General features: G+C 72.8%; 21 protein-coding genes and 2 pseudogenes. 9 read left to right on the top strand and 14 right to left on the bottom strand.

What is annotated here, in order from left to right; all coding sequences use genetic code 11:
* Window positions 1-8: 8 nt before the first annotated feature.
* Entirely contained in the window at window positions 9-1,682 is a 1,674-nt protein-coding gene (locus tag N5I75_RS28030) for a protein kinase domain-containing protein (protein WP_476681827.1), read from the top strand.
* An 84-nt stretch (window positions 1,683-1,766) separates the two neighbouring features.
* Here N5I75_RS28030 and N5I75_RS28025 read toward each other — a convergent pair whose 3' ends face one another.
* Window positions 1,767-2,312 (bottom strand): bacterial proteasome activator family protein, encoded by a 546-nt coding sequence (locus N5I75_RS28025; protein ID WP_476681825.1) that lies wholly within the window; start codon window positions 2,310-2,312, stop codon window positions 1,767-1,769.
* A gap of 161 nt (window positions 2,313-2,473) precedes the next feature.
* On the opposite strand from N5I75_RS28025, the gene N5I75_RS28020 reads away from it, so the two are divergent.
* Window positions 2,474-3,337: a hypothetical protein gene (locus tag N5I75_RS28020; protein WP_476681823.1), complete on the top strand. Its 864-nt coding sequence runs from the start codon at window positions 2,474-2,476 to the stop codon at window positions 3,335-3,337.
* A 12-nt stretch (window positions 3,338-3,349) separates the two neighbouring features.
* Here the strand turns inward: N5I75_RS28020 and N5I75_RS28015 are convergent, their stop codons facing one another.
* The 8 genes and pseudogenes from N5I75_RS28015 to pdhA form a co-directional block, all read right to left on the bottom strand.
* On the bottom strand, window positions 3,350-4,330 hold the full coding sequence (locus N5I75_RS28015; protein WP_476681821.1) for an NAD(P)H-quinone oxidoreductase: 981 nt from the start codon (window positions 4,328-4,330) through the stop codon (window positions 3,350-3,352).
* A gap of 74 nt (window positions 4,331-4,404) precedes the next feature.
* Window positions 4,405-5,502 carry a potassium channel family protein gene (locus N5I75_RS28010; RefSeq protein ID WP_476681819.1) on the bottom strand — a complete coding sequence of 366 codons (1,098 nt, stop codon included), beginning with the start codon at window positions 5,500-5,502 and terminating at the stop codon, window positions 4,405-4,407.
* A 36-nt stretch (window positions 5,503-5,538) separates the two neighbouring features.
* Window positions 5,539-7,272 (bottom strand): molybdopterin molybdotransferase MoeA, encoded by a 1,734-nt coding sequence (locus tag N5I75_RS28005; protein WP_476681817.1) that lies wholly within the window; start codon window positions 7,270-7,272, stop codon window positions 5,539-5,541.
* Window positions 7,269-7,943: pseudogene (locus N5I75_RS28000) on the bottom strand (DUF6457 domain-containing protein); the annotation flags it as partial. The pseudogene N5I75_RS28000 and the gene N5I75_RS28005, both read right to left, overlap by 4 nt.
* A gap of 486 nt (window positions 7,944-8,429) precedes the next feature.
* A pseudogene (locus N5I75_RS27995) lies at window positions 8,430-8,714 on the bottom strand (NTP transferase domain-containing protein); the annotation flags it as partial.
* Between the two features lie 38 nt (window positions 8,715-8,752).
* Window positions 8,753-10,390, bottom strand: coding sequence for a dihydrolipoamide acetyltransferase family protein (locus N5I75_RS27990; RefSeq protein ID WP_476681815.1), 1,638 nt, complete (start codon window positions 10,388-10,390; stop codon window positions 8,753-8,755).
* Between the two features lie 13 nt (window positions 10,391-10,403).
* Window positions 10,404-11,414 carry an alpha-ketoacid dehydrogenase subunit beta gene (locus N5I75_RS27985; protein ID WP_476681813.1) on the bottom strand — a complete coding sequence of 337 codons (1,011 nt, stop codon included), beginning with the start codon at window positions 11,412-11,414 and terminating at the stop codon, window positions 10,404-10,406.
* On the bottom strand, window positions 11,411-12,583 hold the full coding sequence (gene pdhA, locus N5I75_RS27980; RefSeq protein ID WP_476681811.1) for a pyruvate dehydrogenase (acetyl-transferring) E1 component subunit alpha: 1,173 nt from the start codon (window positions 12,581-12,583) through the stop codon (window positions 11,411-11,413). The genes N5I75_RS27985 and pdhA overlap by 4 nt, the downstream gene beginning before the upstream one ends.
* 174 nt (window positions 12,584-12,757) lie before the next feature.
* Here pdhA and N5I75_RS27975 point away from each other — a divergent pair, with 174 nt between their 5' ends.
* Window positions 12,758-13,270 carry an Lrp/AsnC family transcriptional regulator gene (locus N5I75_RS27975; RefSeq protein WP_476681809.1) on the top strand — a complete coding sequence of 171 codons (513 nt, stop codon included), beginning with the start codon at window positions 12,758-12,760 and terminating at the stop codon, window positions 13,268-13,270.
* A 10-nt stretch (window positions 13,271-13,280) separates the two neighbouring features.
* Here the strand turns inward: N5I75_RS27975 and N5I75_RS27970 are convergent, their stop codons facing one another.
* Together N5I75_RS27970 and N5I75_RS27965 are read right to left on the bottom strand one after the other, a co-directional pair.
* Entirely contained in the window at window positions 13,281-13,907 is a 627-nt protein-coding gene (locus N5I75_RS27970) for a TetR/AcrR family transcriptional regulator (RefSeq protein WP_476681807.1), read from the bottom strand.
* Window positions 13,904-15,421, bottom strand: coding sequence for a 3-hydroxyacyl-CoA dehydrogenase (locus tag N5I75_RS27965; RefSeq protein ID WP_476681805.1), 1,518 nt, complete (start codon window positions 15,419-15,421; stop codon window positions 13,904-13,906). Before N5I75_RS27965 ends, N5I75_RS27970 begins: the two co-directional genes overlap by 4 nt.
* Before the next feature lie 174 nt (window positions 15,422-15,595).
* Between N5I75_RS27965 and paaN the strand changes: the two genes are divergently transcribed.
* A complete protein-coding gene (paaN, locus tag N5I75_RS27960; protein ID WP_476681803.1) occupies window positions 15,596-17,308 on the top strand; it encodes a phenylacetic acid degradation protein PaaN in 1,713 nt (570 codons plus the stop codon).
* A gap of 7 nt (window positions 17,309-17,315) precedes the next feature.
* On the opposite strand, the gene N5I75_RS27955 is transcribed toward paaN, so the two are convergent.
* From N5I75_RS27955 to N5I75_RS27945, 3 genes are read right to left on the bottom strand one after another with little or no spacing between them, the layout of a single operon-like run.
* A complete protein-coding gene (locus N5I75_RS27955) occupies window positions 17,316-18,119 on the bottom strand; it encodes a TrmH family RNA methyltransferase (protein ID WP_476681802.1) in 804 nt (267 codons plus the stop codon).
* A 10-nt stretch (window positions 18,120-18,129) separates the two neighbouring features.
* Window positions 18,130-19,371, bottom strand: a complete 1,242-nt coding sequence (locus N5I75_RS27950) for an HTTM domain-containing protein (RefSeq protein WP_476681800.1) — start codon at window positions 19,369-19,371, stop codon at window positions 18,130-18,132.
* Entirely contained in the window at window positions 19,368-20,237 is an 870-nt protein-coding gene (locus tag N5I75_RS27945) for a DUF5819 family protein (RefSeq protein WP_476681798.1), read from the bottom strand. The genes N5I75_RS27950 and N5I75_RS27945 overlap by 4 nt, the downstream gene beginning before the upstream one ends.
* A gap of 312 nt (window positions 20,238-20,549) precedes the next feature.
* Here N5I75_RS27945 and paaA point away from each other — a divergent pair, with 312 nt between their 5' ends.
* The 5 genes from paaA to paaE are packed head-to-tail and all read left to right on the top strand — an operon-like array spanning window position 20,550 to window position 24,263.
* On the top strand, window positions 20,550-21,554 hold the full coding sequence (gene paaA / locus N5I75_RS27940; protein ID WP_476681796.1) for a 1,2-phenylacetyl-CoA epoxidase subunit PaaA: 1,005 nt from the start codon (window positions 20,550-20,552) through the stop codon (window positions 21,552-21,554).
* Window positions 21,551-21,871: a 1,2-phenylacetyl-CoA epoxidase subunit PaaB gene (paaB, locus tag N5I75_RS27935; RefSeq protein WP_476681794.1), complete on the top strand. Its 321-nt coding sequence runs from the start codon at window positions 21,551-21,553 to the stop codon at window positions 21,869-21,871. Before paaA ends, paaB begins: the two co-directional genes overlap by 4 nt.
* The gene (paaC, locus tag N5I75_RS27930) at window positions 21,868-22,605 is read left to right on the top strand and encodes a 1,2-phenylacetyl-CoA epoxidase subunit PaaC (protein ID WP_476681792.1); all 738 of its coding nucleotides are present in this window, start codon (window positions 21,868-21,870) and stop codon (window positions 22,603-22,605) included. Before paaB ends, paaC begins: the two co-directional genes overlap by 4 nt.
* Window positions 22,599-23,162: a 1,2-phenylacetyl-CoA epoxidase subunit PaaD gene (gene paaD / locus N5I75_RS27925; RefSeq protein ID WP_476681790.1), complete on the top strand. Its 564-nt coding sequence runs from the start codon at window positions 22,599-22,601 to the stop codon at window positions 23,160-23,162. Before paaC ends, paaD begins: the two co-directional genes overlap by 7 nt.
* Window positions 23,163-23,180: 18 nt before the next feature.
* Window positions 23,181-24,263 carry a 1,2-phenylacetyl-CoA epoxidase subunit PaaE gene (gene paaE / locus N5I75_RS27920; RefSeq protein WP_476681788.1) on the top strand — a complete coding sequence of 361 codons (1,083 nt, stop codon included), beginning with the start codon at window positions 23,181-23,183 and terminating at the stop codon, window positions 24,261-24,263.
* Window positions 24,264-24,474: the final 211 nt, after the last annotated feature.

The raw sequence follows: 24,474 nt of genomic DNA, 5'->3' as shown, positions 1-24,474 counted from the left end.
CGTAAGAGATGAGCCAAGACGGGGGCGCCGCCGGTGGCCGGTACGCGGGACGTTCCGTTGCGGGCGGCCGCTATCAACTGCGTGACCTGCTCGGCCAGGGCGGCATGGCGTCCGTGCACCTCGCGCACGACACCCGGCTCGACCGGGCCGTCGCCATCAAGACTTTGCACACGGAACTCGGCCGCGAGGACGCCTTCCGCCAGCGCTTCCAGCGCGAGGCCATGTCCGTGGCCAAGCTCACGCACACCAACATCGTCTCGGTCTACGACTCCGGCGAGGACGACCTCGACGGGACCATCACCCCGTACATCGTCATGGAGTACGTGGAGGGGCTCCCGCTCGGCTCCGTGCTCGACCAGGACGTGCGCCAGTACGGGGCCATGCCCTCCGACAAGGCGCTGAAGATCACCGCCGATGTCCTCGCCGCCCTTGAGATCAGCCACGAGATGGGCCTGGTCCACCGCGACATCAAGCCCGGCAACGTGATGATGACGAAGCGCAATGTCGTCAAGGTCATGGACTTCGGCATCGCCCGCGCCATGCAGTCCGGCGTCACCTCGATGACGCAGACCGGCATGGTCGTCGGCACCCCGCAGTACCTCTCGCCCGAGCAGGCGCTCGGCCGCGGCGTGGACGCCCGCTCCGACCTGTACTCGGTCGGCATCATGCTCTTCCAGCTGGTCACCGGGCGCCTCCCGTTCGAGGCGGACTCCCCGCTCGCCATCGCGTACGCGCACGTCCAGGAGGAGCCGGTCGCGCCCTCCTCGATCAACCGGTCGCTGCCGCCCGCCATCGACGCGCTCGTGGCCCGCGCACTGAAGAAGAACCCGAACGAGCGCTTCCCCAGCGCGGAGGCGATGCGGGACGAGTGCCTGCGCGTCGCCCAGTCACTCGCCGGGGGCGCGGCCATGGCGCCGAGCATCGTGCCGGGCGCCCAGACGTCGAGCGGCGCGGGCGTCGGCTCGGCCGTCTTCCCGCCGGTCGACCAGAGCGGGGCGCCCGCGCCGGGCCCGGTGCAGCAGCCGTACCAGCCCCACCCCTACGGCACGCCGACGCCGCAGCCCCAGCCGCAGGCCGGGTACGGCTATCCGCAGCAGAACATGCAGCACATGCAGGGCGGTTACCAGACGCCGCCGCCCGTGTCCCCGTACGCGCCGCAGGGCCAGCAGCACACGCCGCCGCCGTACACCCTCGGCCATCAGTCGAACACGACGAGTGTGCGGAGCTCGGGCGGCGGGGGCCGCAACAAGGCGGTGATCATTGCCTCGATCGTCGTCGCGCTCGTCGCCATCGGCGGTCTGATCACGGCTCTGACGCTGAACAACAAGGGCGACGACACGGGCGGTGGCGGCGGCAGCACCGACAAGCCGTCCAAGTCGGCGGTCGCCGGGCACAAGGGTCCTGACCTCACGAAGACCATCGCGACGGACCAGTGCACCGAGCCGACCATCGGCAGCAACGACGAGAACATGATCAAGGTCCCGGACTTCTACCTCAAGAACATCGACTCGGTGAAGGCGTGCCTGCAGGCCGCGGGGTGGACCAAGACCATCAAGCCCTACGACGAGAACACGTACGGCGAGGGGTCGGTCATGGACCAGTACCCGGCGGCGGGCACCGAGGTCGACCCGGACAACGTCAAGATCCAGCTGAACGTCTCGACGGGGAACCCGCCGTCCTGACGCGCGCGAGCACATGTGCGCGATCACGTGAAGAGGGCCCGGTCCGCGTGGACCGGGCCCTCTTCGGCCGTCGGGGTTCAGGGGTTACAGGTACGGGCCGCCCGAGCGGCCCATCGTCCGCGGGTCCTCGCCCTCGCCGTCGCCACCGCCGACACCCGGGGGCAGCGCGCGGCGCATCTGCTCCAGCTGGGCGCGGGCCGCCATCTGCTGGGCGAACAGCGTCGTCTGGATCCCGTGGAACAGGCCCTCGAGCCAGCCCACCAACTGGGCCTGCGCGATCCGCAGTTCCGCGTCGCTGGGCGTCGTGTTCTCGGTGAAGGGCAGCGAGATCCGCTCCAGCTCCTCCACCAGCTCGGGCGCGAGCCCGTCCTCGAGCTCCTTGACCGAGCTGGCGTGGATCTCCCTGAGCCGCTGCCGGCTCGCCTCGTCCAGGGGAGCCGCGCGCACTTCTTCGAGCAGCTGCTTGATCATGCTGCCGATGCGCATCACCTTGGCGGGCTGTTCCACCATCTCCGTCACCGGGACCTCGCGGGATTCATCGTCTCCGCCGCCCCCCAGAGCCATTCCGTCCTGGCCCACGACCAGGATCTGCGGGTTCTCCGGCGACCGTTCGTTCCTCGGCATCTCCATGCAGCCATTCTCTCGCACCCAGCAGTCACCACTCGGTGGTGCCCCCGTTGCGGGCTGATCCACCGCCCCAGGGCGTACCCGAGGTCCAGGGTGCCCGTTTCAGTAGCGTATGTGAGGCTTGTCGAAGGCGCCGGGCGGACGCGGAAGGCGAGGGGACCGAGATGCAGGGGACGGGCATATCGCGGGTCCTGGGGCGGGTGCCGGGCGTACGGGTGGGGCGGGTGGCGGGCGTATGGGGGGTGCGGGTGCCCGGGCGGGCGGCGGGCGTACGGATGGTGCGGGTAGCGGGCGTACGGGTGCTGGTGGCGGGCATCGCGGTCGCCGGGTTCCTCGCGTTCGGCTCCCCGGGCTCGTCCGTCGCACTCGCGCCGCTCGTCCCGGCCGACCCGCTCGGCCTGGCCGCTCCGCTCGGCCTGGCCGCTCCGCTCAGCCCGGCCGACCCGCTCGATCCAACCGCCCCGCTCGTCCCGGCCAGCCCGCTCGACCCGGCCGCCGGGGACGGCCTGTCCGCGCTGGCCGGCAAGGTCGGACCGACCGGACCGACCGGACCGCTTGGCCCAACCGCTGACGTCAGCCTGGCCAGCCCGCTCGACCCATCCGCTCCGCTCAACCCCGGCCCGCTCAGCCCGGCCAGCCCGCTCGACCCGGCCGTCCGGGACGGCCTGTCCGCGCCGACTGGCAAGGTCGGGCCGACCGGACCGGCCCACCCGGACGGACCGGTCTTCGCCGCTGAACCCGCCCCAAACGGCTCGCTCGCCGGCAGTCGGGCCGGGGTGGGGCGGACTCCGCCGGGGCGGCCGCTGCCGGACCCGGGCCACGAGGACGCGGCCCTGCCGCCGCCGGAGGCCGAGCCGTCCGTCTCCACGCCGCCGAGCGCGCTCCCTGAGCGGCCCGACGACGGGCGGCAGACCGCCGCCCGCGGGACGGGGGCCCAGGCTCCGCTGGTCAACATCGTGCCGCTGGGGGCGGGGCTGCTCCTCACCGGGCTCGGCATCGCCTTCCTGGCGCTGCGGCTGCGCCGATGAGGCGCGGGGCCGCTACTGCCGGGTGAGCAGGACCTTGCCGATGTGGCCGCTCTCCTCCAGGACCCGGTGGCCCTGCGCGGCGTCGCTCATCGGCAGCTCCTGGTCCACGATGGGCCGCACGTGGCCACCCTCGATCAGCGGCCAGACGTGCTCGCGCACCGCGGCGACGACCGCCGCCTTCTCCGCGAGCGGGCGGGCCCGCAGCGTGGTCGCGGTGATGGCGCCGCGCTTGCCCAGCAACGTACCGATGTTCAGCTCGCCCTTGACGCCGCCCTGCATACCGATGATGGCGAGGCGGCCGTTGACGGCGAGCGCGTCGACGTTGCGGTTCAGGTACTTGGCGCCCATGTTGTCGAGGATGACGTCCGCCCCGGCGCCGTCCCTGGCCGCCTTGATCTCCTCGACGAAGTCCTGCTCGCGGTAGTTGATCAGGATGTCCGCGCCGAGACCGGCGCAGAAGTCGAGCTTCTCCTTGCTGCCCGCCGTGACGGCGACCTTGGCGCCGACCGACTTCGCGAGCTGGATCGCCATGGTGCCGATGCCGCTGGAGCCGCCGTGCACGAGGAACGTCTCGGCCGGCCGCAGGTGGGCGATCATGAAGACGTTGGACCAGACGGTGCAGGTCACCTCGGGCAGCGCGGCCGCCTTGACCAGGTCGATCCCCTTCGGGACCGGCAGCAGCTGACCGGCCGGGACGACGACCTTCTCGGCGTAGCCGCCGCCCACGAGCAGCGCGCACACCTCGTCGCCCTCGGACCAGCCCGACACCCCGGGGCCGACCTCGGCGATCCGGCCCGCGCACTCCAGGCCGGGGTAGGGGGAGCTGCCGGGCGGCGGGCTGTAGAAGCCCTGGCGCTGGAGCAGATCGGCGCGGTTGACGGCGCTGGAGACCACCTCGACCAGGACTTCGCCCTCGCCGGGTACGGGGTCGGGGACCTCCGCCCAGACGAGCGCCTCGGGTCCGCCGGGTTCCGGGATCGTGATCGCATACATGGCCGCGAGGCTACTCCGCCGCCCGCGCCGCACCTGCTGCGACGCCGGCGACACCGGGACGGAGGTGCGGGCCGTCAGTCCTGCGGCAGCGGCTTCGTGTCCGGGGCGACCTGGGTCGTCGGCGTCACCCGCACGATGGTGATGAGCCGGTCGGTCAGCTGGAGCCCGCCGATGGCCTTGTCGTCGTAGCCGAGCACGCGGTGTCCTCGTACGACGCTGACGACCAGGTCGTCGACCTCCTTCGGCCTGCGTCCGACCTCGGCCTTTATGACCGGGCGCTCGATCAGGTCGAGGCCGCTGCCCTTCTGGATCAGGTCCTCCATGACCATGCCCGCGTGCGGGCTGAGCACCGACATGCCGAGCAGCCGTCCCGCCGCGCTGGCGCTGGTGATCACCGCGTCCGCACCGGACTGGCGCAGCAACTGCGCGTTCTCCTCCTCGCGCACGGCGGCGACGATCTTCGCGCTGCGGTTCAACTGCCGTGCCGTCAGCGTCACGAGGACGGCCGTGTCGTCCCGCTGGGTGGCAATGATGATCTTCCGGGCGCGCTGTACCTCGGCCCTCAACAACACGTCGCTGCGCGTCGCGTCACCGATGACACCGGCGTACCCCAGGGCGGTCGCGGCCTCGATGACCTTGCTGCTCGGGTCGACCACCACGACCTGCTCGGGCTTCAGACCGGTCGCGCAGACGGTCTCCACCGCGCTGCGGCCCTTGGTGCCGAAGCCGATGACGACAGTGTGGTCACGCAAGTTGGACCTCCAGCGGTTCAGGCGCCATTCCTCCCGGGTCCGTTCGGTGAGGACTTCGAGCGTGGTGCCGACCAGGATGATCAGGAACAGCACACGCAGCGGCGTGATGAGGAAGATATTGGTGAGCCGCGCTCCGTCGCTGACCGGCGTGATGTCGCCGTACCCCGTGGTGGAGAGGGTGACGGTCGCGTAGTAGAAGGCGTCGAGGAGGTCGACCCTGCCGTCGGAGTTGTCGTTGTACCCGTCGCGGTCCAGCCAGACGAGGACCGCGGTGAGCACGAGCACGGCCAGAGCCATCAGGACTCGGCGGGCGACCTGGCGCAGCGGACGCTCGACGATCCGCCGGGGCAGCTTCACCCGGTACGTCGTCGTCTTCTCGTCCGCTTGGCGCGCCATGACGTCATGGCCGGCCAGTTTCACGTGAAACGCCCTTCCCTGCCTGGGGGGTTGCTGATGTCACTGCTGATGCTGCGTGGTGCTGTTGGTGCTACTGGTGCTGCCGCGCTCTCGTGCGGGGTCCATGGTGGCGTGTCGCGCCGGAGGCTGCGCGGGCAGGGGTCCCCCGGCCGCGGAACCCCATGACCAGGGCAGGTCGAGGATCTCCACCTCCTGGCCCTCATGAGCACCGCCGGGCGCCACGACCGCGAGCCCGTCGGCGGCGGCGATGCCGCGCAGCATCGCCGGTCCGTTGTAGTGCAGCGGCACCGCCCAGTCGTGCCCGCTGCCGCGGTCCTGGCGCAGGACGACGGGGACGAGCCGGGTGTCGTGCGGGTGCCCATGGACGGCGCTGTGCAGGGGAGCGCCGTACGGGAACTCGTCCCCGGCCCGGCCCGCGAGCGCCCGCACCAGCGGCTCGGCGAGTGTGAGCAGCCCGGAGACGGCCGCCAGCGGATTGCCGGGCAGGCCCACGAGGTGCCGTCCGTCGCCCAGGCGGGCGAGCAGCATCGGGTGCCCCGGGCGCACCGCGACCCCGTCCACGAGGAGTTCGGCGTCGAGCGCGCGGAGCGTGGGGTGGACGTGGTCGACGGGCCCCGACGCGGTCCCGCCGGTCGTCACGACGAGGTCCGCCTTGGCCCCTCGTACCGCCTTGAGCAGGGCTTTCGCATCGTCACCGATCCGGCGTACGGCGGTGACCTCGACGCCGAGCGCGCGCAGCCAGTGCGGCAGCATCGGGCCGAGCGCGTCGCGGATGAGCCCCTCGCGGGGCAGACCCGAGGTCAGCAACTCGTCGCCCAGGATCAGGACTTCGGCCCGTGGGCGCGCGAACGTGACCAGTTCGTCGTAGCCGGCCGCCGCCGCGAGACCGAGCACGGCGGGGGTGACGAGGCCGCCAGCGGGCAGCAGCAGCTCGCCGCTGCGGCACTCCTGGCCGCGCGGCCGGATGTCCTGGCCTTGCGTGACGTGGCGCAGCGGATGCAGCCGGCCCTTGTCGTCGATGCGCCCGTGCTCGCTGCGGATCACGGCGGTGGTGTCGGCGGGGATGCGCGCCCCGGTCGCCACGGTCGCGGCCTCGCCGTCCGCCAGCGACCCGGGGAGCGCGTGCCCGGCGAGGATCCCCTCGTCCCGCACGTCCCACGGGCCCGGCCCGGCCACGACCCAGCCGTCCATCGCCGACGTGTCGAAGGAGGGCAGGTCGGTGAGGGCGGTCAGGGGAGCGGCGAGGACGAGGCCGAGGGCGCGGTCCAAGGGTGTACGGGTCGCTCCGCGGGGAGCGGTGGGGTCGGTCGGCGTATCCGTACGGGGGTGGTGCTGCGCGGCGTGGCGGCCCGCCTCGTGGGCGATTCGGCGGGCGGCCGGCCAGGGAGTTGCGCGAGGGTGTGGTGTGGCGGACGGGGCATTGGCGGGGCGGCCCGTGCCGGTGTCCGTACGCGCCTGGGCGCTGGGGGGTTCGGCGGAGGCCGGGGTGTCGTGGCCGGTGCGCGGGCCCGGAGGCGGGGTGCCGAGGTGGCCGGGGTCGGCCGAACCGCGGTCACCATGGTCGCATCCGCCGGGGCCGTGGGTGTGGTGGTTGCTGCGGCTGCTGCGGGTGCTGCGGGTGCTGCGGGTGCTGTTGGCGAGGGCGATGACCTCGTCCACGTAGGCGTCCAGGGGGTCGGTGGCTTCCACGGCGTTGCCGGTGTCCCTGGGCGCCCTGGCGACCCTGTCGTCCAACGCGTCGGCCGGTGCCGTTCGACCGTCGGGGCCGGTCATTGCGCGTCTCGTCCCGCGTCCGGCGCGGGCGCGCCCGGTTCCGGCGCGGCGGGGCCCGGTTCGGAGGCGGCGGGGCCCGGTTCCTGCGCGGACTCGGCCTCCCGGGCCCACCTGTTGGCGAGCACGGCGGCCTTGACCGCGGCGGCGGAGACCGCCTCGGGGCCACCGCCCGCCTGCGCCGCCGCGTACCCGACGAGGAATGTCGTCAGGGGCGCCGCGGGGCGGGCGACCCCGTGGGCCGCGTCGCGGGCGAGGTCGAGCAGGACGCTGGTGTCGACGTCCAGGTCGATGCCCAGTTCGTCCTTGGCTGCGGAGATCCATTCATCCAACACGTGACCATGCTCCCTGATGCGTGTCCGGGCGGCGGCGATGTCGTCCCAGGTGTCGCAGTCGAATGACGCGACGGGGTCGGTGATACGGACGGGCTCCAGGCTCCGGACGAGCAGCCGCAGGGGCAGCCCGGTGAGCGCCCCGTGCTCGGTGCGCAGCGCGGCGAGGACCCGGTGCAGGGCGGAGGCCCGGTACGCGGCGACGAGCGGCTGGTCACGGCCGTCACCGTCGACGAGCAGAACGCCGTCGGCGCCCTGCGTGTCGAGTGTCGTCAGCAGGAGGCGGACCGTGCGCTCACGCAAGAACGGCAGGTCGGCGGAGAGCACGACGACGCTCCGCGCAGCCCGGGCCTCCGGCCCGTCCGGGCCCAGCAGCCCCGCGACCCGGGACTCCTGCCCGTCCGGGCCCACCAGCCCCGCAACCCGGGACTCCTGCCCGTCCGGGTCCACCAGCCCCGCAACCCGGGACTCCTGCCCGTCCGGGCCCACCAGCCCCGCGGCGCGGGACTCCGTGCTGTCCAGGCCCCGCATCCCCGCGTCCTGAGACTCCGTGCCGCCCGAACCCCGCAGTCCCTCGAACCGAGACTCCGTACCGCACATCCCCGCGACCCGAGACTCCGTGCTGTCCAGGCCCCGCAGCCCCGCGTCCTGAGACTCCGTGCCGCCCGGCCCCCGCAGCCCCGCGACCCGGGACTCCGCGCCCTTCGGACCCCGCAGCCCCGCGACCCGAGACTCAGTGCCCGCCGGACCCCGCAGCCCCGCGGCGCGAGAAGGTGGGCTGCCCGAGCCGTCCGGCCCCGCCTCCTCGGATTCCGGGCTGCCCAGCGCACGCGCCCCCGCGTCCAGCGCGGCGAGCGGACCGCCGCCCGCCGGTTCCTCGCGCGCCCAGCGGACGGGGCGCGCGGTCGGCCTCGGTTCGGCGACCACGACGGTGCTACGGGCGCCGGCGCACGCGGCGAGCACCCGGTCGAGCAGCGCCCGGCCACCGACCCGCACCCCGGGCTTGTCCGCGCCGCCGAGCCGCCGCGCGGCACCCCCGGCGAGGACGACGGCGTCGTACACGGGGGTGCCGTACGCGGGGGTGTCGTGGACGGGCCCGGCGGCTTCGGTCATGGACCGAGTATGCGTGCTCGCAGCGGATCAGATGTGGTTCAAAGTGATCGCAACAGAACAGCCGGTTGCTCCACGCAGTCCGCGACGTAGCGCAGGAAGCCGCCGGCGGTTCCGCCGTCGCACACCCGGTGGTCGAAGGTGAGCGAGAGCTGCACCACTTGCCGCACGGCCAACTCCCCCTGGTGCACCCACGGTTTCGGGGTGATCCGGCCGACGCCGAGCATGGCGGCCTCGGGGTGGTTGATGATCGGCGTGGATCCGTCGACCCCGAACACGCCGTAGTTGTTCAACGTGAAGGTGCCACCGGTGAGTTCCCCGGGCGTCAGCGTCCCGGCCCGCGCCGCCTCGGTGAGCCGGGCGAACTCGGCGCTCAGTGACTCCGCCCCGCGCGCGTGGGCGTCCCGGACGACGGGCACGACGAGGCCGCGCGGAGTCTGCGCGGCGAAACCGAGGTGCACCTCGTCGAGGCGCACGATCTCGCGGCGCTCCATGTCGACGGTCGCGTTGAGCTCCGGGTAACGGGCCAGCGCCGCCGTGCAGATCCGGGCCAGCAGCGCCAGCACGGAGATCTTCGGCCCGGCGGACGGGCCCGTCGCGGAGTTCATCGCCACGCGCGCGTGCATGAGCTCCGTGGCGTCGGCGTCCACCCAGCAGGTCGCGTCTGGTATTTCGCGCCGACTGCGCGAGAGCTTCTCGGCGACGGCGCCGCGCACTCCGCGCAGAGGAGTGCGGTGCCCCTCCGGGGCGGGTGGCTCCGTGACGACGTGGACAGCCGGTTCGATCAGCGTCGCCAGGGCGCGCTCGACGTCCGCCCTGAGAATGAGCCCCTCAGGCCCGGAACCGCGCACCTCCCGCAGATCGAGCCCTTGGTCCCGGGCGAGTTTGCGCACGATGGGGGAGATCACCGGTACGGGCCCTGCGGCGCCGCGCGCCTTGTGGTCGGGCTCCGAGTGCCCTGCCGCCGGGACGTGTCCCGGGACCGGTCGGCTTCCCTCTCCCGGGCCGTTCCCCGCCTCGGGGCCGGCGCTCGGAGGCGCCGAAGCCGTACGCACCGCGACCGGCGAGGGCGCCGCACCTTGCCGCGCCGAAGCCGTACACACCGCGACCGGCGCGGGAGCCGCACCTTGCCGCGCCGAAGCCGTACGCACCGCGACCGGCGAGGGCGCCGCACCCTGCCCCCGGGCCCTGTCATCGCCGGCCCCCGACCCGGCTCCCCCGACGGGCCGCACCCGCCTGCGCCGGGCCGCCGGCGCGGCTGTCCCGTAGCCCACCAGGACGTTCCCGGACCCTTCCGCACCGGAACCGCCGGTCCCTCCCGCACCGGCACCGGCGTCCCCTCCCGCGCCCGAACCGGCGGAACCCGTCGATCCGGCACCGACGGAGGGCGCGGGGCCGGACCCGGCGGAGCCCTCGCCCCCGGCCGGCTCCCGCTCCCCGACCGCAACCGTCAGCAGGGGCGCCCCGACCGGCATCTCGGTGCCCTCCTCGCCGAAGCGGGCGGTGACCACACCGCCGTAGGGGCAGGGCACCTCGACCATCGCCTTGGCGGTCTCCACCTCGACGACGGGCTGGTCGACGGCGACCACGTCACCGACCTCGACCAGCCACCGTACGATCTCCGCCTCGGTGAGCCCCTCACCGAGGTCGGGCAGCTTGAACTCGAGCACCTGAGCCATCAGCCCGTCCCCCTCACTGATCCCACTGGAGCCGCGCGACCGCGTCGAGCACGCGGTCGACGCCGGGCAGATGGTGCCGCTCCAGCATGGGCGGCGGATACGGGATGTCGAACCCGGCGACGCGCAGCACGGGCGCCTCCAGATGGTGGAAGCAGCGCTCGCTGACGCGCGCGGCGATCTCCCCGCCGGGCCCGCCGAAGCCGCCGGACTCGTGCACGACGACAGCGCGGCCGGTGCGGCGCACGGACGCGGCGACGGTCGCGTCGTCGAAGGGCACGAGCGAGCGCAGGTCGACCACTTCGAGGTCCCAGCCCTCCGCGCGGGCCGCCTCGGCGGCCTCCAGGCAGACCGGCACGGACGGGCCGTACGTGATGAGCGTGGCACTGGTCCCGGGGCGGCGGACCACTGCCGTGCCTAGGGGCTCAACGTCCGCCGGGCTCTCCGGGTTCCAGGAGTCCTTCGCCCAGTACAGCCGCTTGGGCTCCAGGAAGACCACGGGATCGTCGGAGGCGATGGACTGCCGCAGCAGCCCGTACGCGTCCGCGACGGTGGCGGGCGTGACGACGGTCAGGCCCGGCGTCGCCATGTAGTACGCCTCGGAGGAGTCGCTGTGGTGCTCGACGCCGCCGATGCCGCCCCCGTAGGGGATGCGCACGGTGATGGGCAGCGGCATGGCGCCCCCCGTGCGGTTGCGCATCCGCGCCACGTGCGAGACCAGTTGCTCGAACGCGGGGTACGCGAACGCGTCGAACTGCATCTCCACGACCGGCCGCAGCCCGTACATGGCCATGCCGACGGCGGTGCCGAGGATGCCCGCCTCCGCGAGCGGCGTGTCCGTGCAGCGGTCCTCGCCGAACTCCTTGGCGAGCCCGTCGGTGACGCGGAAGACACCGCCGAGGGTGCCCACGTCCTCGCCCATGACGTGCACGGCCGGGTCCTCGGCCATGGCGTCGCGCATGGCGCGCCCGAGCGCCTGCGCCATGGTGGCCGGTTTCGTGGCCGGCTTGTCGGCGACCGTGGTCATGCCCGTCCCCCTTCGGATGCCTGGTCCGCGCCGGAGGCCTCCGCCTCGGCCTCGAGCTCGGCCCGCAACTGCGCCGCCTGCTCGCGCAACTGACCGGTCTGCTCGGCGTACACGTGCGTGAACAGGTCCATCGGGTCGAGCGCCGGGTCCTGGTTCATGCGCTCGCGCAGCGCCGCCGCCATCGTCTCCGCGTCGTCGCGCACCGCCTGTATGCCGTCCTCGTCGATGAGTTCGCGCCGCGTCAGCTCGCGTTCGAGGAGCAGGACGGGGTCGTGTCCGCGCCACGCCTCGACCTCGGCGTCGCCGCGGTAGCGGGTCGCGTCGTCGGCGTTCGTGTGGGCGTCCATCCGGTACGTGACAGCTTCGATCAGGGTCGGACCACCGCCCCCACGCGCGCGTGCCACGGCGTCGGAGAGGACCTCGTGCATCGCGACCGCGTCGTTCCCGTCGACCAGGCGGCCCGGCATCCCGTAGCCGACGGCCTTGTGGGCCAAGGACGGCGCCGCGGTCTGCTTGGCCAGCGGCACGGAGATGGCGTAGCCGTTGTTCTGGACGAGGAAGACGACCGGCGCGTGCCAGACGGCCGCGAAGTTCAGGGCCTCGTGGAAGTCGCCCTCGCTGGTGCCGCCGTCGCCGACCATGGCGAGCGCCACCACGTCGTCGCCCTTGAGGCGCGCGGCGTGCGCGAGGCCCACGGCGTGCGGCAGCTGGGTCGCGAGGGGCGTGCACAGGGGCGCGATGCGGTGCTCGCGCGGGTCGTAGCCGGTGTGCCGGTCGCCGCGCAGCAGCGTCAGGGCCTCGACGGGGTCGAGGCCGCGGGCCACGGCGGCGAGGGTGTCGCGGTAGCTGGGGAAGAGCCAGTCGCGCTCCTCCAGGACGAGCGCGGCGGCGACCTCGGCGGCCTCCTGGCCGGTGGTCGACGGGTAGACGGCGAGGCGGCCCTGTTTGGTCAGGGCGGTCGCCTGCGCGTTGTACCGGCGCCCGCGCACGACCTCGGCGTACAGGCGGCGCAGCAGCGCGGGCTCTGTGCGGTCGGCGGCGCCGGTGCCCAGGACCCGGTAGGGCTCCGCGTCGGGCAGCAGCGGCGCGGGGTCCGTGCGGGGCTGCCAGGCGGGCGGCGGCGTGGGCGCGTCGGCGCGGTGGGCGCCCCGCTGCTCCGTGACCGTCATGACGGCACCTCCTCGTGGGAGCGGCTTCGAGGGCGCCTCGGGTGTGATGCGCCTCACCTACCGATTGTTCGGTCGTCGGCACATTTTGGCTACAGGCACCTCCAGCCTGTGGACAAACGGTTCTCCACAGCCTGTGATGAACGCAGTACGTCCATGGTAGGGAGGCGGGGGCGGATGGCATCTGAACAAATGGCCGACGGCTCCGGCGGGCGCGACCCCGGCGGCGGCGACCCCATGGCCCGCCCACTGGACGCCATCGACCGCGACATCCTGCACATGCTCCAGAAGGACGGCAGGGCGTCGATACGCTCCGTCGCCGAGCGCGTCCATGTCTCCCGCGCGAACGCCTACTCCCGCATCAACCGCCTCATCGACGACGGTGTGATCCGCGGGTTCGGCGCCCGCGTCAACCACGAGAGAGCCGGCCAGGGAGCGTCCGCGTACGTCACGCTCAAGATCGTGCAGAACTCCTGGCGCACGGTCCGCGACCAGCTGCGCCGGATGCCGGAGGCCTCGCACATCGCGCTGGTCAGTGGCGATTTCGACGTCCTGATTTTGGTGCACACCGAGGACAACAGGGCGCTGCGCGAGCTGGTCCTCACCAAGCTCCAGGCCATCCCCGAGGTGCTGAGCACGCGCACGCTCCTTGTCTTCGAGGAGGAGGACCTGGGCCCGGAGCACCCCTGACGCCCCCGCGTCAGCCCTCCTTGCGGAGCCCCCCGAAGACGAGCTCCACCACCGCGTCGGCCACCTCGCGGTCGCGCAGCCCGCCGCCGTCGGGCCGGTACCACTCGACGACCGAGTTGATCATTCCGAAGACGAGGCGGGTGGCGAGCCGCACGGGTATGTCCGCGCGCACGTCCCCGTCGGCGGCGGCCGCCTTGAGCAGCTCGGCGACCTGGTGGTCGAACTCCCTGCGCCGCTCCATGGCCCACCGCTCGGTGTCGGTGTTCCCGCGGACACGCAACAAGAGCGTCACGTACGGAAGTTCGCCGGTCAGCACCTCGACCATGCGCCGCGTGACGTACTCCAGGCGCTCGATCGCACGCCCCACGCGCGCGGGTTCCTCGCCGAGGATGCCGAAGAGACCGTCGAGCGCGCGGCTCACGGCGCGGCGCAGCAGCTCCTCCTTGCCCGTCACGTGGTGGTAGATCGAGGACTTGGAGATGCCGGCCGCCTTGGAGAGGTGCTCCATGGACGTGCCGTCGTAGCCGCGCTCGTTGAAGATCGTGACGGCGACCGCGAGCAGGCTGTCGGGCGTGTAGGTGTCGCGCCGCGCGCCGTTGTCGCGTCCTGTGCCGGTGTCGCGTCGTGCGGTGGTCATGAGGAGGCCTCCCGCTTCTCCGGGGCGTACGAATGGCGGTAGAGCGCCAGGGACGGCGCGTAGCGGCCCGAGGGGTCGCGCAGGTGCAGGTCGTCGAGGAGGGCGTACGCCCAGTTCTTGCCGAGCTTGCGACTCCATTCGATGGGCCCGAGCGGGTAGTTGACCCCGAGCCGCATGGCGGTGTCGATGTCCTCCTCGGTGGCCACGCCCTTGGCGACGGCGTCGTGCGCCAGGTCGATCAGGCGCGCCACCGTGCGGGCGACGATCATGCCGGGGACGTCCCCGATGACGCTGACGTCCTTGCCGAGCGCCTGGAAGAGCCCGACGGCCTCGCCCACGGTGCGCTGATTGGCGTCCTGGGCGGTGGCGAGCGCGATCCGGGTCGCCTCGCGGTAGTCGAGCGCCAGGTCGAAGTAGACGACGTCCCGGTACTCGATGGACGTCTGCCCGTCCGCGAGGGCGAGCTGGCCGCCGCCGGGCAGCACCAGGCGCGTGCCGTTGTCCTCGTCCTCCTCGCGCACCTCGATGCCCGCCTCGCGGATGAGGGCGAGCAGCTCGCGCGCGGGGCCCAGATCGCCTTCCGCGACGACGTACGCGGGCTTGTCGGCGGGCGGCGCGGTGTGCGGCTCCGCCCGCTCCTCGCCCTCCCCGTACGCGTACCAGCCCTGGCCCGCCTTGCGGCCCAGGTGCCCGGCCTCGACCAGGCGGCGCTGCGCGAGCGACGGGCGGAACTTCGCGTCCTGGGAGAAGCCTTCCCAGACGGAGCGCGTCACCGCCTCGTTGACGTCCTGGCCGATGAGGTCGGTCAGTTCGAAGGCGCCCATGCGGAAGCCGCCGCTCTCGCGCAGCACGGCGTCGATGGTGGCGGGGTCGGCGCCCTGGTCCTCGTAGACCGCGAACGCCTCGGCGTAGAAGGGGCGCGCGATGCGGTTGACCAGGAAGCCCGGCGTGTCCGCGCAGGCGACCGGGGTCTTGCCCCAGGCGCGGGCGGTCTCGTACGCGCGCGTGGCCGCGGTGACGTCGGTGGCGGAGCCGGAGACGACCTCCACGAGGGGCAGCAGCGGCGCGGGGTTGAAGAAGTGCAGGCCCACGAAGCGGCCGGGAATGCGCAGCGCCCCGCCGATCGCCGTGACGGACAGGGACGAGGTGTTGGTGGCGAGCAGACAGTCCTCCGCGACGATCTCCTCCAGGTCGCGGAACAGCTGCTGCTTGACGTCCAGCCGCTCCAGGACGGCCTCGACGACGAGGGCGGCGTCCGCCAGATCGTCGAGCGCGTCCGCGGGGTCCAGGCGCGCGACGGCCGCCGCGCGCTCCTCCGCGCTCATACGCCCCTTCTCGACGAGCCGGTCGAGGCGTGCGGTGATCGACTCGGCGGCGGCCCGCGCCCGGCCGTGCACCGTGTCGTACAGCCGGACGGGGTGGCCCGCGACCAGGGCGACCTGGGCGATGCCCTGGCCCATGGTGCCGGTGCCCACCACTCCTACGAGGCGGCCAAGGCGGTCATGTGCTGTCATGCGCGCGATCCTTCCGCATGCAGCCCGGTATCCGGGCGCCGGGGCCCGTCGGGTCGGTTCTCCACAGGTTCCAAGCACCCTCTTGTACCGACCGATCGTTCGGTTACTCTAACTCTCACTGTTCGTTCCTGCCCAGCCCAGCCCAGTCCTGCCCATAGGAGGAGTTGGTCCGCCATGGCCGCCGCCGAACGCACCGCGCACGACCTGATCACCAAGCACCGGCCGACGCTCGACCAGGCGCTGGAAGCGATCCGCACGCGCGCGTACTGGTCCCCGCACCCCGAGCACCCCAAGGCCTACGGGGAGCACGGCAGCCTGAGCGCCGCCGAGGGCAAGGCCGCCTTCGACGCGCTGCTCGGCACCCGTCTCGACCTGGGCCAGCCGGGTACGGACGACTTCGTCGGCGGTGAGGTCTCGCCGTACGGGATCGAGCTGGGGATCACCTATCCGCACGCCGACATCGACACGCTGCTGCCCGCCATGCGCGCGGGCATGCGCGCGTGGCGCGAGACGGGCGCCGAGGCGCGGGCGGCCGTGTGCCTGGAGATCCTGGCCCGGATCAGCGCGCGCACGCACGAGTTCGCCCACGCGGTCATGCACACCAGTGGCCAGGCGTTCATGATGGCGTTCCAGGCGGGCGGCCCGCACGCGCAGGACCGCGGCCTCGAAGCGGTCGCGTACGCCTACCAGGAGCAGACGCGCACGCCGGACGCGGCGCAGTGGAACAAGCCGCAGGGCAAGCGCGACCCGCTCGTCCTGGACAAGGAGTTCACCCCGGTCGGCCGCGGGATCGCGCTGCTGATCGGCTGCAACACGTTCCCGACGTGGAACGGGTACCCGGGCCTGTTCGCCTCCCTGGCGACCGGCAACCCGGTCCTGGTGAAGCCCCACCCGCGCGCGGTGCTGCCCCTCGCGCTGACCGTGCAGGTGGCCCGCGACGTCCTGGCCGAGGCGGGCTTCGCCCCCGACCTGGTGGCGCTGGCGGCCGAGCGGGCCGGTGAGGGCATCGCCAAGACCCTGGCCGTCCGCCCCGAGGTCAAGATCATCGACTACACCGGCTCGACCGCCTTCGGCGACTGGCTGGAGTCCCACGCGCGCCAGGCGCAGGTCTACACGGAGAAGGCCGGCGTCAACACTGTCGTGATCGACGGGACGGCCGACTACAAGGGCATGCTGGCGAACCTCGCCTTCTCCCTGTCGCTCTACAGCGGCCAGATGTGCACGACCCCGCAGAACCTCCTTGTGCCGCGCACGGGCATCACCACCGACCAGGGCGACAAGTCCTACGACGAGGTCGTCGCGGACCTCGCGCGCTCGGTCGGCGGCCTGCTCGGCGACGACGCGCGGGCGAACGGGCTGCTCGGTGCCCTGGTCAACCCGGACGTGCGGTCCCGCCTGGAGGCGGCCCCCGGGCTCGGCGAGGTCGCCCTGCCCTCGCGCGAGGTCGCCAATCCGGACTTCCCGGACGCCGTCGTGCGCACCCCGGTGATCGTGAAGGCGGACGGTGCACGGAAGTTCTGGGAGGACGCCGACGCCGAGGCCGCCTACATGGCCGAGTGCTTCGGCCCGGTCTCCTTCGCCGTCGCCGTCGACTCCACCCAGGACGCGGTGGACCTGCTGCGGCGCACGGTGCGCGAGAAGGGCGCCATGACCGTCGGCGCGTACACCACCTCCGACGAAGTGGCGGGCGCCGTCGAGGAGGTCTGCCTGGACGAGTGCGCCCAGCTCTCGCTCAACCTCACGGGCGGGGTCTACGTGAACCAGACGGCGGCGTTCTCCGACTTCCACGGCTCGGGCGGCAACCCGGCGGCGAACGCGGCCCTGTGCGACGCCGCCTTCGTGGCGAACCGCTTCCGCGTGGTGGAGGTCCGCCGGGAGGCGGTCTGACGTCCCGCTAGGGCGCGTACGTGCTGTGCGCGCTCCAGTGGAAGAGCGTCATGCCGACGCTGGTCGCCAGGTTGTAGCTGGAGACCTGGGGTCGCATCGGCAGGGAGACCAACTGATCGGCGCGCTGCCGTAGTTCGGCCGAGAGCCCGCTGCGCTCGGACCCGAAGGCGAGCAGCGCGTCGTCGGGCAGCTTCAGGCTGCGGATGTCCGCGCCCTCGGGGTCGAGCGCGTACAGCGGCCCGGCGGGCAGTTCGTCGGCCGCGAGGCGCTCCACGGTGGTCGCGAAGTGCAGCCCGGCCCCGCCCCGGACGACCGTGGGGTGCCAGGGGTCGAGGTCGCCGGTGGTGATGACGCCTGTGGCGCCGTACCCGGCGGCGAGGCGGATGACGGCGCCCGCGTTGCCGAGGTTGCGCGGGTTGTCGAGGACGACGACGGGGGTCGTACGGCGCTCACTTCGCAGCGTGCCGAGGTTGCCGGCGCGGGTGGGGCGTGCGGCGAGGGCCGCGACGCCGGTCGGGTGCAGTCGCGGCACGAGGCCCCGCAGCACGCGCTCCTCGACCTCCACGAGGAGCGCGTCCAGGGAACCCACCACATCAGGGGCGAGGTCGGCGGCGAGGGCGAGCGCCGCCGGACGGTCGGCGGCGAGGGCGACGGACACGTCGGCGCCGAACCGCAGAGCGTGCTTGAGCGCGTGGAAGCCGTCGAGCAGCACGGCCGTGTCGGCCCGGCGCCGCCAGGCCCGTACGGCGCCCTGGGGCCCGTCGTCCGCCTCGCCGTCGCCACCGCTGTCCGTGCTGCTCGTCCCGCTCATGGCAGGAAGCCTACGTGCGGGCCGTGGGCGTCTGCGCGGCCACCGGTTCGGGCTCCTGTTCCGTACGCGGGGCGGGTACCTCGGCGTTCTCCGTGCCGGGAAGCCCTCGTCCACGCGCGCGTGCCGCCCACCGGCCGACCCGGCGCAGGAAGGACGTCGGCAGGAAGACCGCGTCGGCGGCGATCATCGCGAGCGAGAAGAAGGGCAGCCCGAGCACGAGGGCGATCACGGCGTGCTCCAGCATCATGAGCACGAGCAGGACGTTCTTGACCCGCCGGTTGAAGACCGTGAACGGGAAGGCGACCTGGACCGCGACCGTTCCGTACGTCACCAGGAGCACCATCGGGCCGACCGCCGTGAGCAGGTCGCTCAGGGCGGGCCACGGTGAGAAGTAGTCCAGGTGCAGCGGGTAGTAGACCGCCGTGCCGTCCTGCCAGCGAGAGCCCTGGATCTTGTACCAGCCGGCGGTCGCGTAGATCAGGCAGGCCTCGACCATGATCACCAACAGGGCCGCGTGGTGCGCGATGTTGGCGATGACATCGCACAGCAGGCGCGGCTCACCGGACTCGCCCCGTCGGTTGACGCACCACCACACGCCTTGCGCGATCCACAATCCCCACAGGGTCGGCAGCCAGAGCCCGTCCACGTCGCCCGTGAACATGACGGTCGCGAGCGCGAGGCCGAGGAGCCCCCACAGGATGATCCCGCCGAGGTCCAGGGGCGCCGGTCCATCGACCGTCTTCCGCGCGGCACGCGCGCGTGCCGCGCGCCGTGCGTCGAGCGACCACACCTGCCCGCAGCGGGTGAAGATCAGGTAGATCGACATGAGGTGGATGACGTTGTCGCCGCCGTCGCCCACGAAGACGCTGCGGTTCTGCAGCGACAGCACACCGACCATGAAGAGCACGGAGGTGGCGCGGGTGTGCCAGCCCAGCATCAGCAGGACGGAGGCCAGCACGGCCACCGCGTAGACGAGTTCGAACCACGCCTGGCCGTCGGACCACAGCAGCGCGGTGAACGCGTCATTGTCCGCGATGAGCTGCTGTGCGAGATCCCAGCCCCAGGGACCGTCCGGCCCGTACAGCTCCTGGCGGTGCGGGAACTCGCGCAGCAGGAACAGCAGCCAGGTCGCGGCGAACCCGATGCGGATGACGGCGCTCTGGTAGCGGCCGAGCGGCGCCGCGGTGATCGCCTGAAGGCCGGAGCGCACGGTGGTCTCCAGCCTTCGCGACTGCTCCACGACAGGGTTCATCGGGCACCGCCCGTCGCGGCCGTGGCCCGCAGATGCGTACCGCTGTCGAGCGACGCGTCCCGCGCTGTCACCGACCACCAGGGCACTTGCCGGTAGACCGGCTTCTGGTCCACCTTCTCGGCACTCCACTTCGGCGGCTTGATCACGGTCGACCGCGAACGGACCTGGACGCGCTCCACGGTGTCGCCCTCGCCGGCCACGCCGATCCGGTCGAGACGCAGGACGAGGACGCGCCGCAGGTACTGCTCGGAGAGCACGCCGCGCAGGCCCGTCGCCCGGTTCTGCAGGTCGTGCGTGGACGTGTAGATGTCCCACGCGCGGCGCAGTTCGTTCTGCTGGGTGTGGCTCGGCAACAGGTTCCCGTCGATGGCGGCGCCGTCCTGCGCGGACAGGTCGTACCAGGCGGTGGTCCGCAGCCCGCCGTCCGCCCCACGCACCTCGGCCCTGGCCTGGACCGCGATGTTCTGCTGGAGCGGGTTCGGCGCGAACAGCTTCCAGTTCTGCTCGAACTCCGGATAGATGTACCAGTCGACCAGGGGCGCGTGCTGCTTGGACACGGTGTTCGCCGGGGCGACGTGCAGGAAGACCAGGAGGACGTGGAAACAGGCGACGACGCCGATCCCCACCAGCGCCACAGCGGCGGTGAACCGGTAGCCGGGGGAGAGGGCGAGGATTCCGCGACGGTCTGCGGACGCGCCCAGGCCCGCGTTGGCGTTCGCGTCAGAGTCCGCCTCGGTCGGCCGGTCCTGGTCGAGGGGGCCGGCGGGGCCGTTCCGCGGGGTGTCCGCCGCGTCCGGTGGTGCGGGAGGCGCGTCTTGTGGCCTGCGCCGGGCGGCCTCGTCCGCGGCGCCTGCTTCGGTGTCCATCGGTGCTCCCCGTTCCCCGGTTCTCCTGGTTCCCCCGGCCCGTCGCGCCCGGCCGCTCGGCGGCGGAGCGGCGGCGAACCGATTCCGCGCCGTCGGCCCGGGCGGGTGCGGCGCACCGGCACGGTACTGGGGAGTGGCCGCCCGGCACAGCCACCCGCGGTTATCCACAGGCTCGGCGGCTCAGGGTTGACACCTTACGGCGCCACGTCCCACCATTGAATCCGACGAACCGAACGATCGGTCGGGAGCGGTGAGGGCCCGATCGCGACGCGAGCAGCCGAGGTCGAGGGCCGAGGCCGGAGGGGACCGGGAATGGCGACAGCAGCCCCGCACCACCAGGCAGCCGGGACCGTCGCGGACGCGGACCGCGCCGCCGGGTTCCAGGCCGCGTTCGACGCCGCCGTGGCGGCCGACGAGCGCATCGAGCCCCGGGACTGGATGCCCGACGCCTACCGCGCGACGCTGGTGCGCCAGATCGCGCAGCACGCCCACTCCGAAATCATCGGCATGCAGCCGGAAGCGAACTGGATCACGCGCGCCCCCTCCTTGCGCCGCAAAGCGATCCTGATGGCGAAGGTCCAGGACGAGGCGGGGCACGGCCTGTACCTCTACAGCGCCGCCGAGACCCTCGGCGCGAGCCGCGACGACCTGCTCGACAAGCTGCACAGCGGCCGGCAGAAGTACTCCTCGATCTTCAACTACCCGACACTGACCTGGGCCGACGTGGGGGCGATCGGCTGGCTGGTGGACGGCGCGGCGATCACCAACCAGGTGCCGCTGTGCCGCTGCTCGTACGGCCCGTACGCGCGCGCCATGGTCCGCGTCTGCAAGGAGGAGTCCTTCCACCAGCGCCAGGGGTACGAGCTGCTGCTCGCCCTCAGCCGGGGTACCGAGGCCCAGCACGCGATGGCGCAGGACGCGGTGGACCGCTGGTGGTGGCCGTCGCTGATGATGTTCGGCCCGCCCGACGACGAGTCGGCGCACTCCGCGCAGTCCATGGAGTGGAAGATCAAGCGCCACTCCAACGACGAACTGCGCCAGCGCTTCGTCGACATCTGTGTCCCCCAGGCCGCGTCCCTCGGCCTGACGCTCCCCGACCCGGAGCTGCGGTGGAACGAGGAGCGCGGGCAGCACGACTTCGGCCCGATCGACTGGGCGGAGTTCCGCGAGGTCCTCAAGGGCAACGGCCCGTGCAACGAACAGCGGATCACCCAGCGCAGGCGCGCCCACGACGAGGGCGCCTGGGTGCGCGAGGCTGCCGCGGCGCACGCGGCCAAGCACGCATCGACGACGGCCCCGGAAGGCAGGGCGGCATGAGCGAGACCCCCACCACCCCCACGACGCGGGGCGGCGGCACCGAATGGCCCCTGTGGGAGGTCTTCGTCCGCTCCCGTCGCGGCCTGGCCCACACCCACGCGGGCAGCCTGCACGCCCCGGACGCGGAGCTGGCGCTGCGCAACGCGCGGGATCTGTACACGCGCCGCGGTGAGGGCGTCTCCCTGTGGGTCGTGCCGTCCGCCGCGATCACCGCCTCGTCCCCCGACGAGAAGGACCCGTTCTTCGAACCGGCCGCCGACAAGCCGTACCGGCACCCCACGTTCTACGAGATCCCGGACGGGGTGAAGCACCTGTGACCACGACGGGAACCGGTACCGGCACCGATTTCGCGGCGGCCGCGCTGGCCCTCGGCGACGACGCCCTCGTGCTCTCGCACCGCCTGGGCGAGTGGGCGGGCCACGCCCCGGTCCTGGAGGAGGAGGTCGCCCTGGCCAACATCGCCCTCGATCTGCTCGGCCAGGCCCGCATCCTGCTCTCCATGACCGGCGACGAGGACGAGCTGGCATACCTGCGCGAGGAGCGCGCCTTCCGCAACCTCCAGCTCGTCGAGCAGCCGAACGGCGACTTCGCCCACACCATCGCCCGCCAGCTCTACTTCTCCGCCTACCAGCACCTCCTGTACGCGGACCTCGCCTCGGGCGAGAGCGAGTTCGCCCCGCTCGCCGCGAAGGCCGTCAAGGAGGTCGCCTACCACCAGGACCACGCCCAGCAGTGGACCCTGCGGCTCGGCGACGGCACCGAGGAGAGCCACGCGCGGATGCAGCGCGCGGTCGACGCCCTGTGGCGCTTCACGGGCGAGATGTTCCAGCCCGTCCCCGGCCTGGCCGTCAACGGGGCGGAGTTGCAGACGCGGTGGACGACGACGGTGACCGACACCCTGCGCCGGGCCACCCTCACCGTCCCGGAAGGCCCGCAGACCGGGGCCTGGCGCGCCGGAGCCGGCCGTCAGGGTCTGCACACCGAGCCGTTCGGCCGGATGCTCGCCGAGATGCAGCATCTGCACCGCAGCCACCCGGGGGCGTCATGGTGACCCTCGCCCGCACGCAGGAGACACCGCTCGAAGCCGAGCTGCGCAGGGTCGCGGGGTCCGTGCCCGACCCCGAGCTGCCCGTGCTCACCCTGGAGGAGCTGGGCGTACTGCGCGCCGTGCACGCGCGAGGGCCCGGCCGCGTCGAGGTGGAGCTGAGCCCCACGTACACCGGGTGCCCCGCGATCGAGACGATGGCCGGCGACATCGAGCAGGCCCTGCACGAGCACGGTGTCCCGGACGTCACCGTCCGCACGGTCCTGACGCCCGCCTGGTCCACCGACGACATCACACCCGAGGGCCGCCGCAAGCTCGGCGAGTTCGGCATAGCGCCGCCCCGCACCACGCGCGCGGCCGCCGGACCGGTCACCGTCGCCCTCGGCCCGACCCGGCACATACCCGGACCGGACCAGGAGGCCTGGGCCTCGGAACCGATCGCGTGCCCGCACTGCGGCGGTACCGACACCGAGCTGCTCAGCCGCTTCTCCTCCACCGCCTGCAAAGCGCTGCGCCGCTGCCTGTCCTGCAGTGAACCCTTCGACCACTTCAAGGAGCTGTGATGGCCGCAAGGAGTTCTCATGGCTGACGGGGCAGGCAGGGCCCGTTTCCACCGGCTGCGCGTCGCCGCGGTCGACCGGCTCACCGACGACGCCGTGGCGCTCACCTTCGCCGTGCCCGCCGAGCTGCGCGCGTCCTACCGCCACGCGCCGGGCCAGCACCTCGCCCTGCGCCGCACGGCCGACGGCACGGAGATCCGGCGCACGTACTCGATCTGCTCCCCGGTCCCGGCCGGTGAGGCGCCGCGGACGCTGCGGGTGGGGGTGCGCCTCGTCGACGGCGGCGCCTTCTCGACGTACGCGCACAAGGAGATCGCCGTCGGCGACGAGGTCGAGGTGATGACCCCGGCCGGGCGCTTCACCCTCGACCCGGCACCCGGGCACTACGCGGCGGTCGTCGGCGGGAGTGGCATCACCCCGGTCCTGTCGATCGCCACGACGCTTCTGGAGCGGGAGCCGGACGCCAGGTTCTGCCTGATCCGCAGCGACCGCACTGCCGCCTCGACGATGTTCCTGGAGGAGGTCGCCGACCTGAAGGACCGCTATCCGGACCGGTTCCAGCTGGTCACCGTCCTTTCGCGGGAGGAGCAGCAGGCGGGCCTGGTGTCGGGCCGGCTCGACCAGGAACGCATCGCGGCGCTGCTGCCCGCGCTGCTCCCGGTGGACACGGTGGCCGGCTGGTTCCTGTGCGGTCCGTACGGCCTGGTGCAGGGCGCCGAGCGGGCGCTGCGCGGCCTGGGCGTGCGGCGCGACCGCATCCACGAGGAGATCTTCTATGTGGACGACAGCCCCGCACCGGCCAGCCCGGTGACCGCCGCGACACCCGCGCACAGCACCGTGACCGCACTGCTCGACGGCCGCGCCGGCACCTGGCCCGTCGGAGACGGCGAGTCCCTCCTCGACGCGGTCCTGCGCAACCGCCCTGACGCGCCCTACGCCTGCAAGGGCGGCGTCTGCGGAACCTGCCGCGCGTTCCTTGTCTCGGGTTCCGTACGGATGGAGCGCAACTTCGCGCTGGAGCCGGAAGAGACCGAGGCGGGCTATGTACTGGCCTGCCAGTCGCATCCGGCGACGGAGAAGGTGGAGGTGGACTTCGACCGCTGAGCCGAGCCGAGCCCATCCGGGCGGGACCACCTGGCCTCACCGGCCGCCTGTGCCCGTCTCCTCCTGTGCCCGTCTCCTCCGTGCCCGCCTCCTCCTGTTCCCGCCTCCTCCTGTTCCCGCCTCCTCCTGTGCCCGTCTCCTCCTGTTCCCTTCTCCTCGAACTCGTCCTACCCTGACGCCCCGTCAGATCGGTGTCGCGCGCGGTGTCGTG

The sequence above is a fragment of the Streptomyces sp. R818 genome (genome assembly GCF_056172735.1).
The sequence above is the reverse complement of the archived record's forward strand: the minus strand, read 5'-3'. Positions and strand labels throughout refer to the sequence as shown.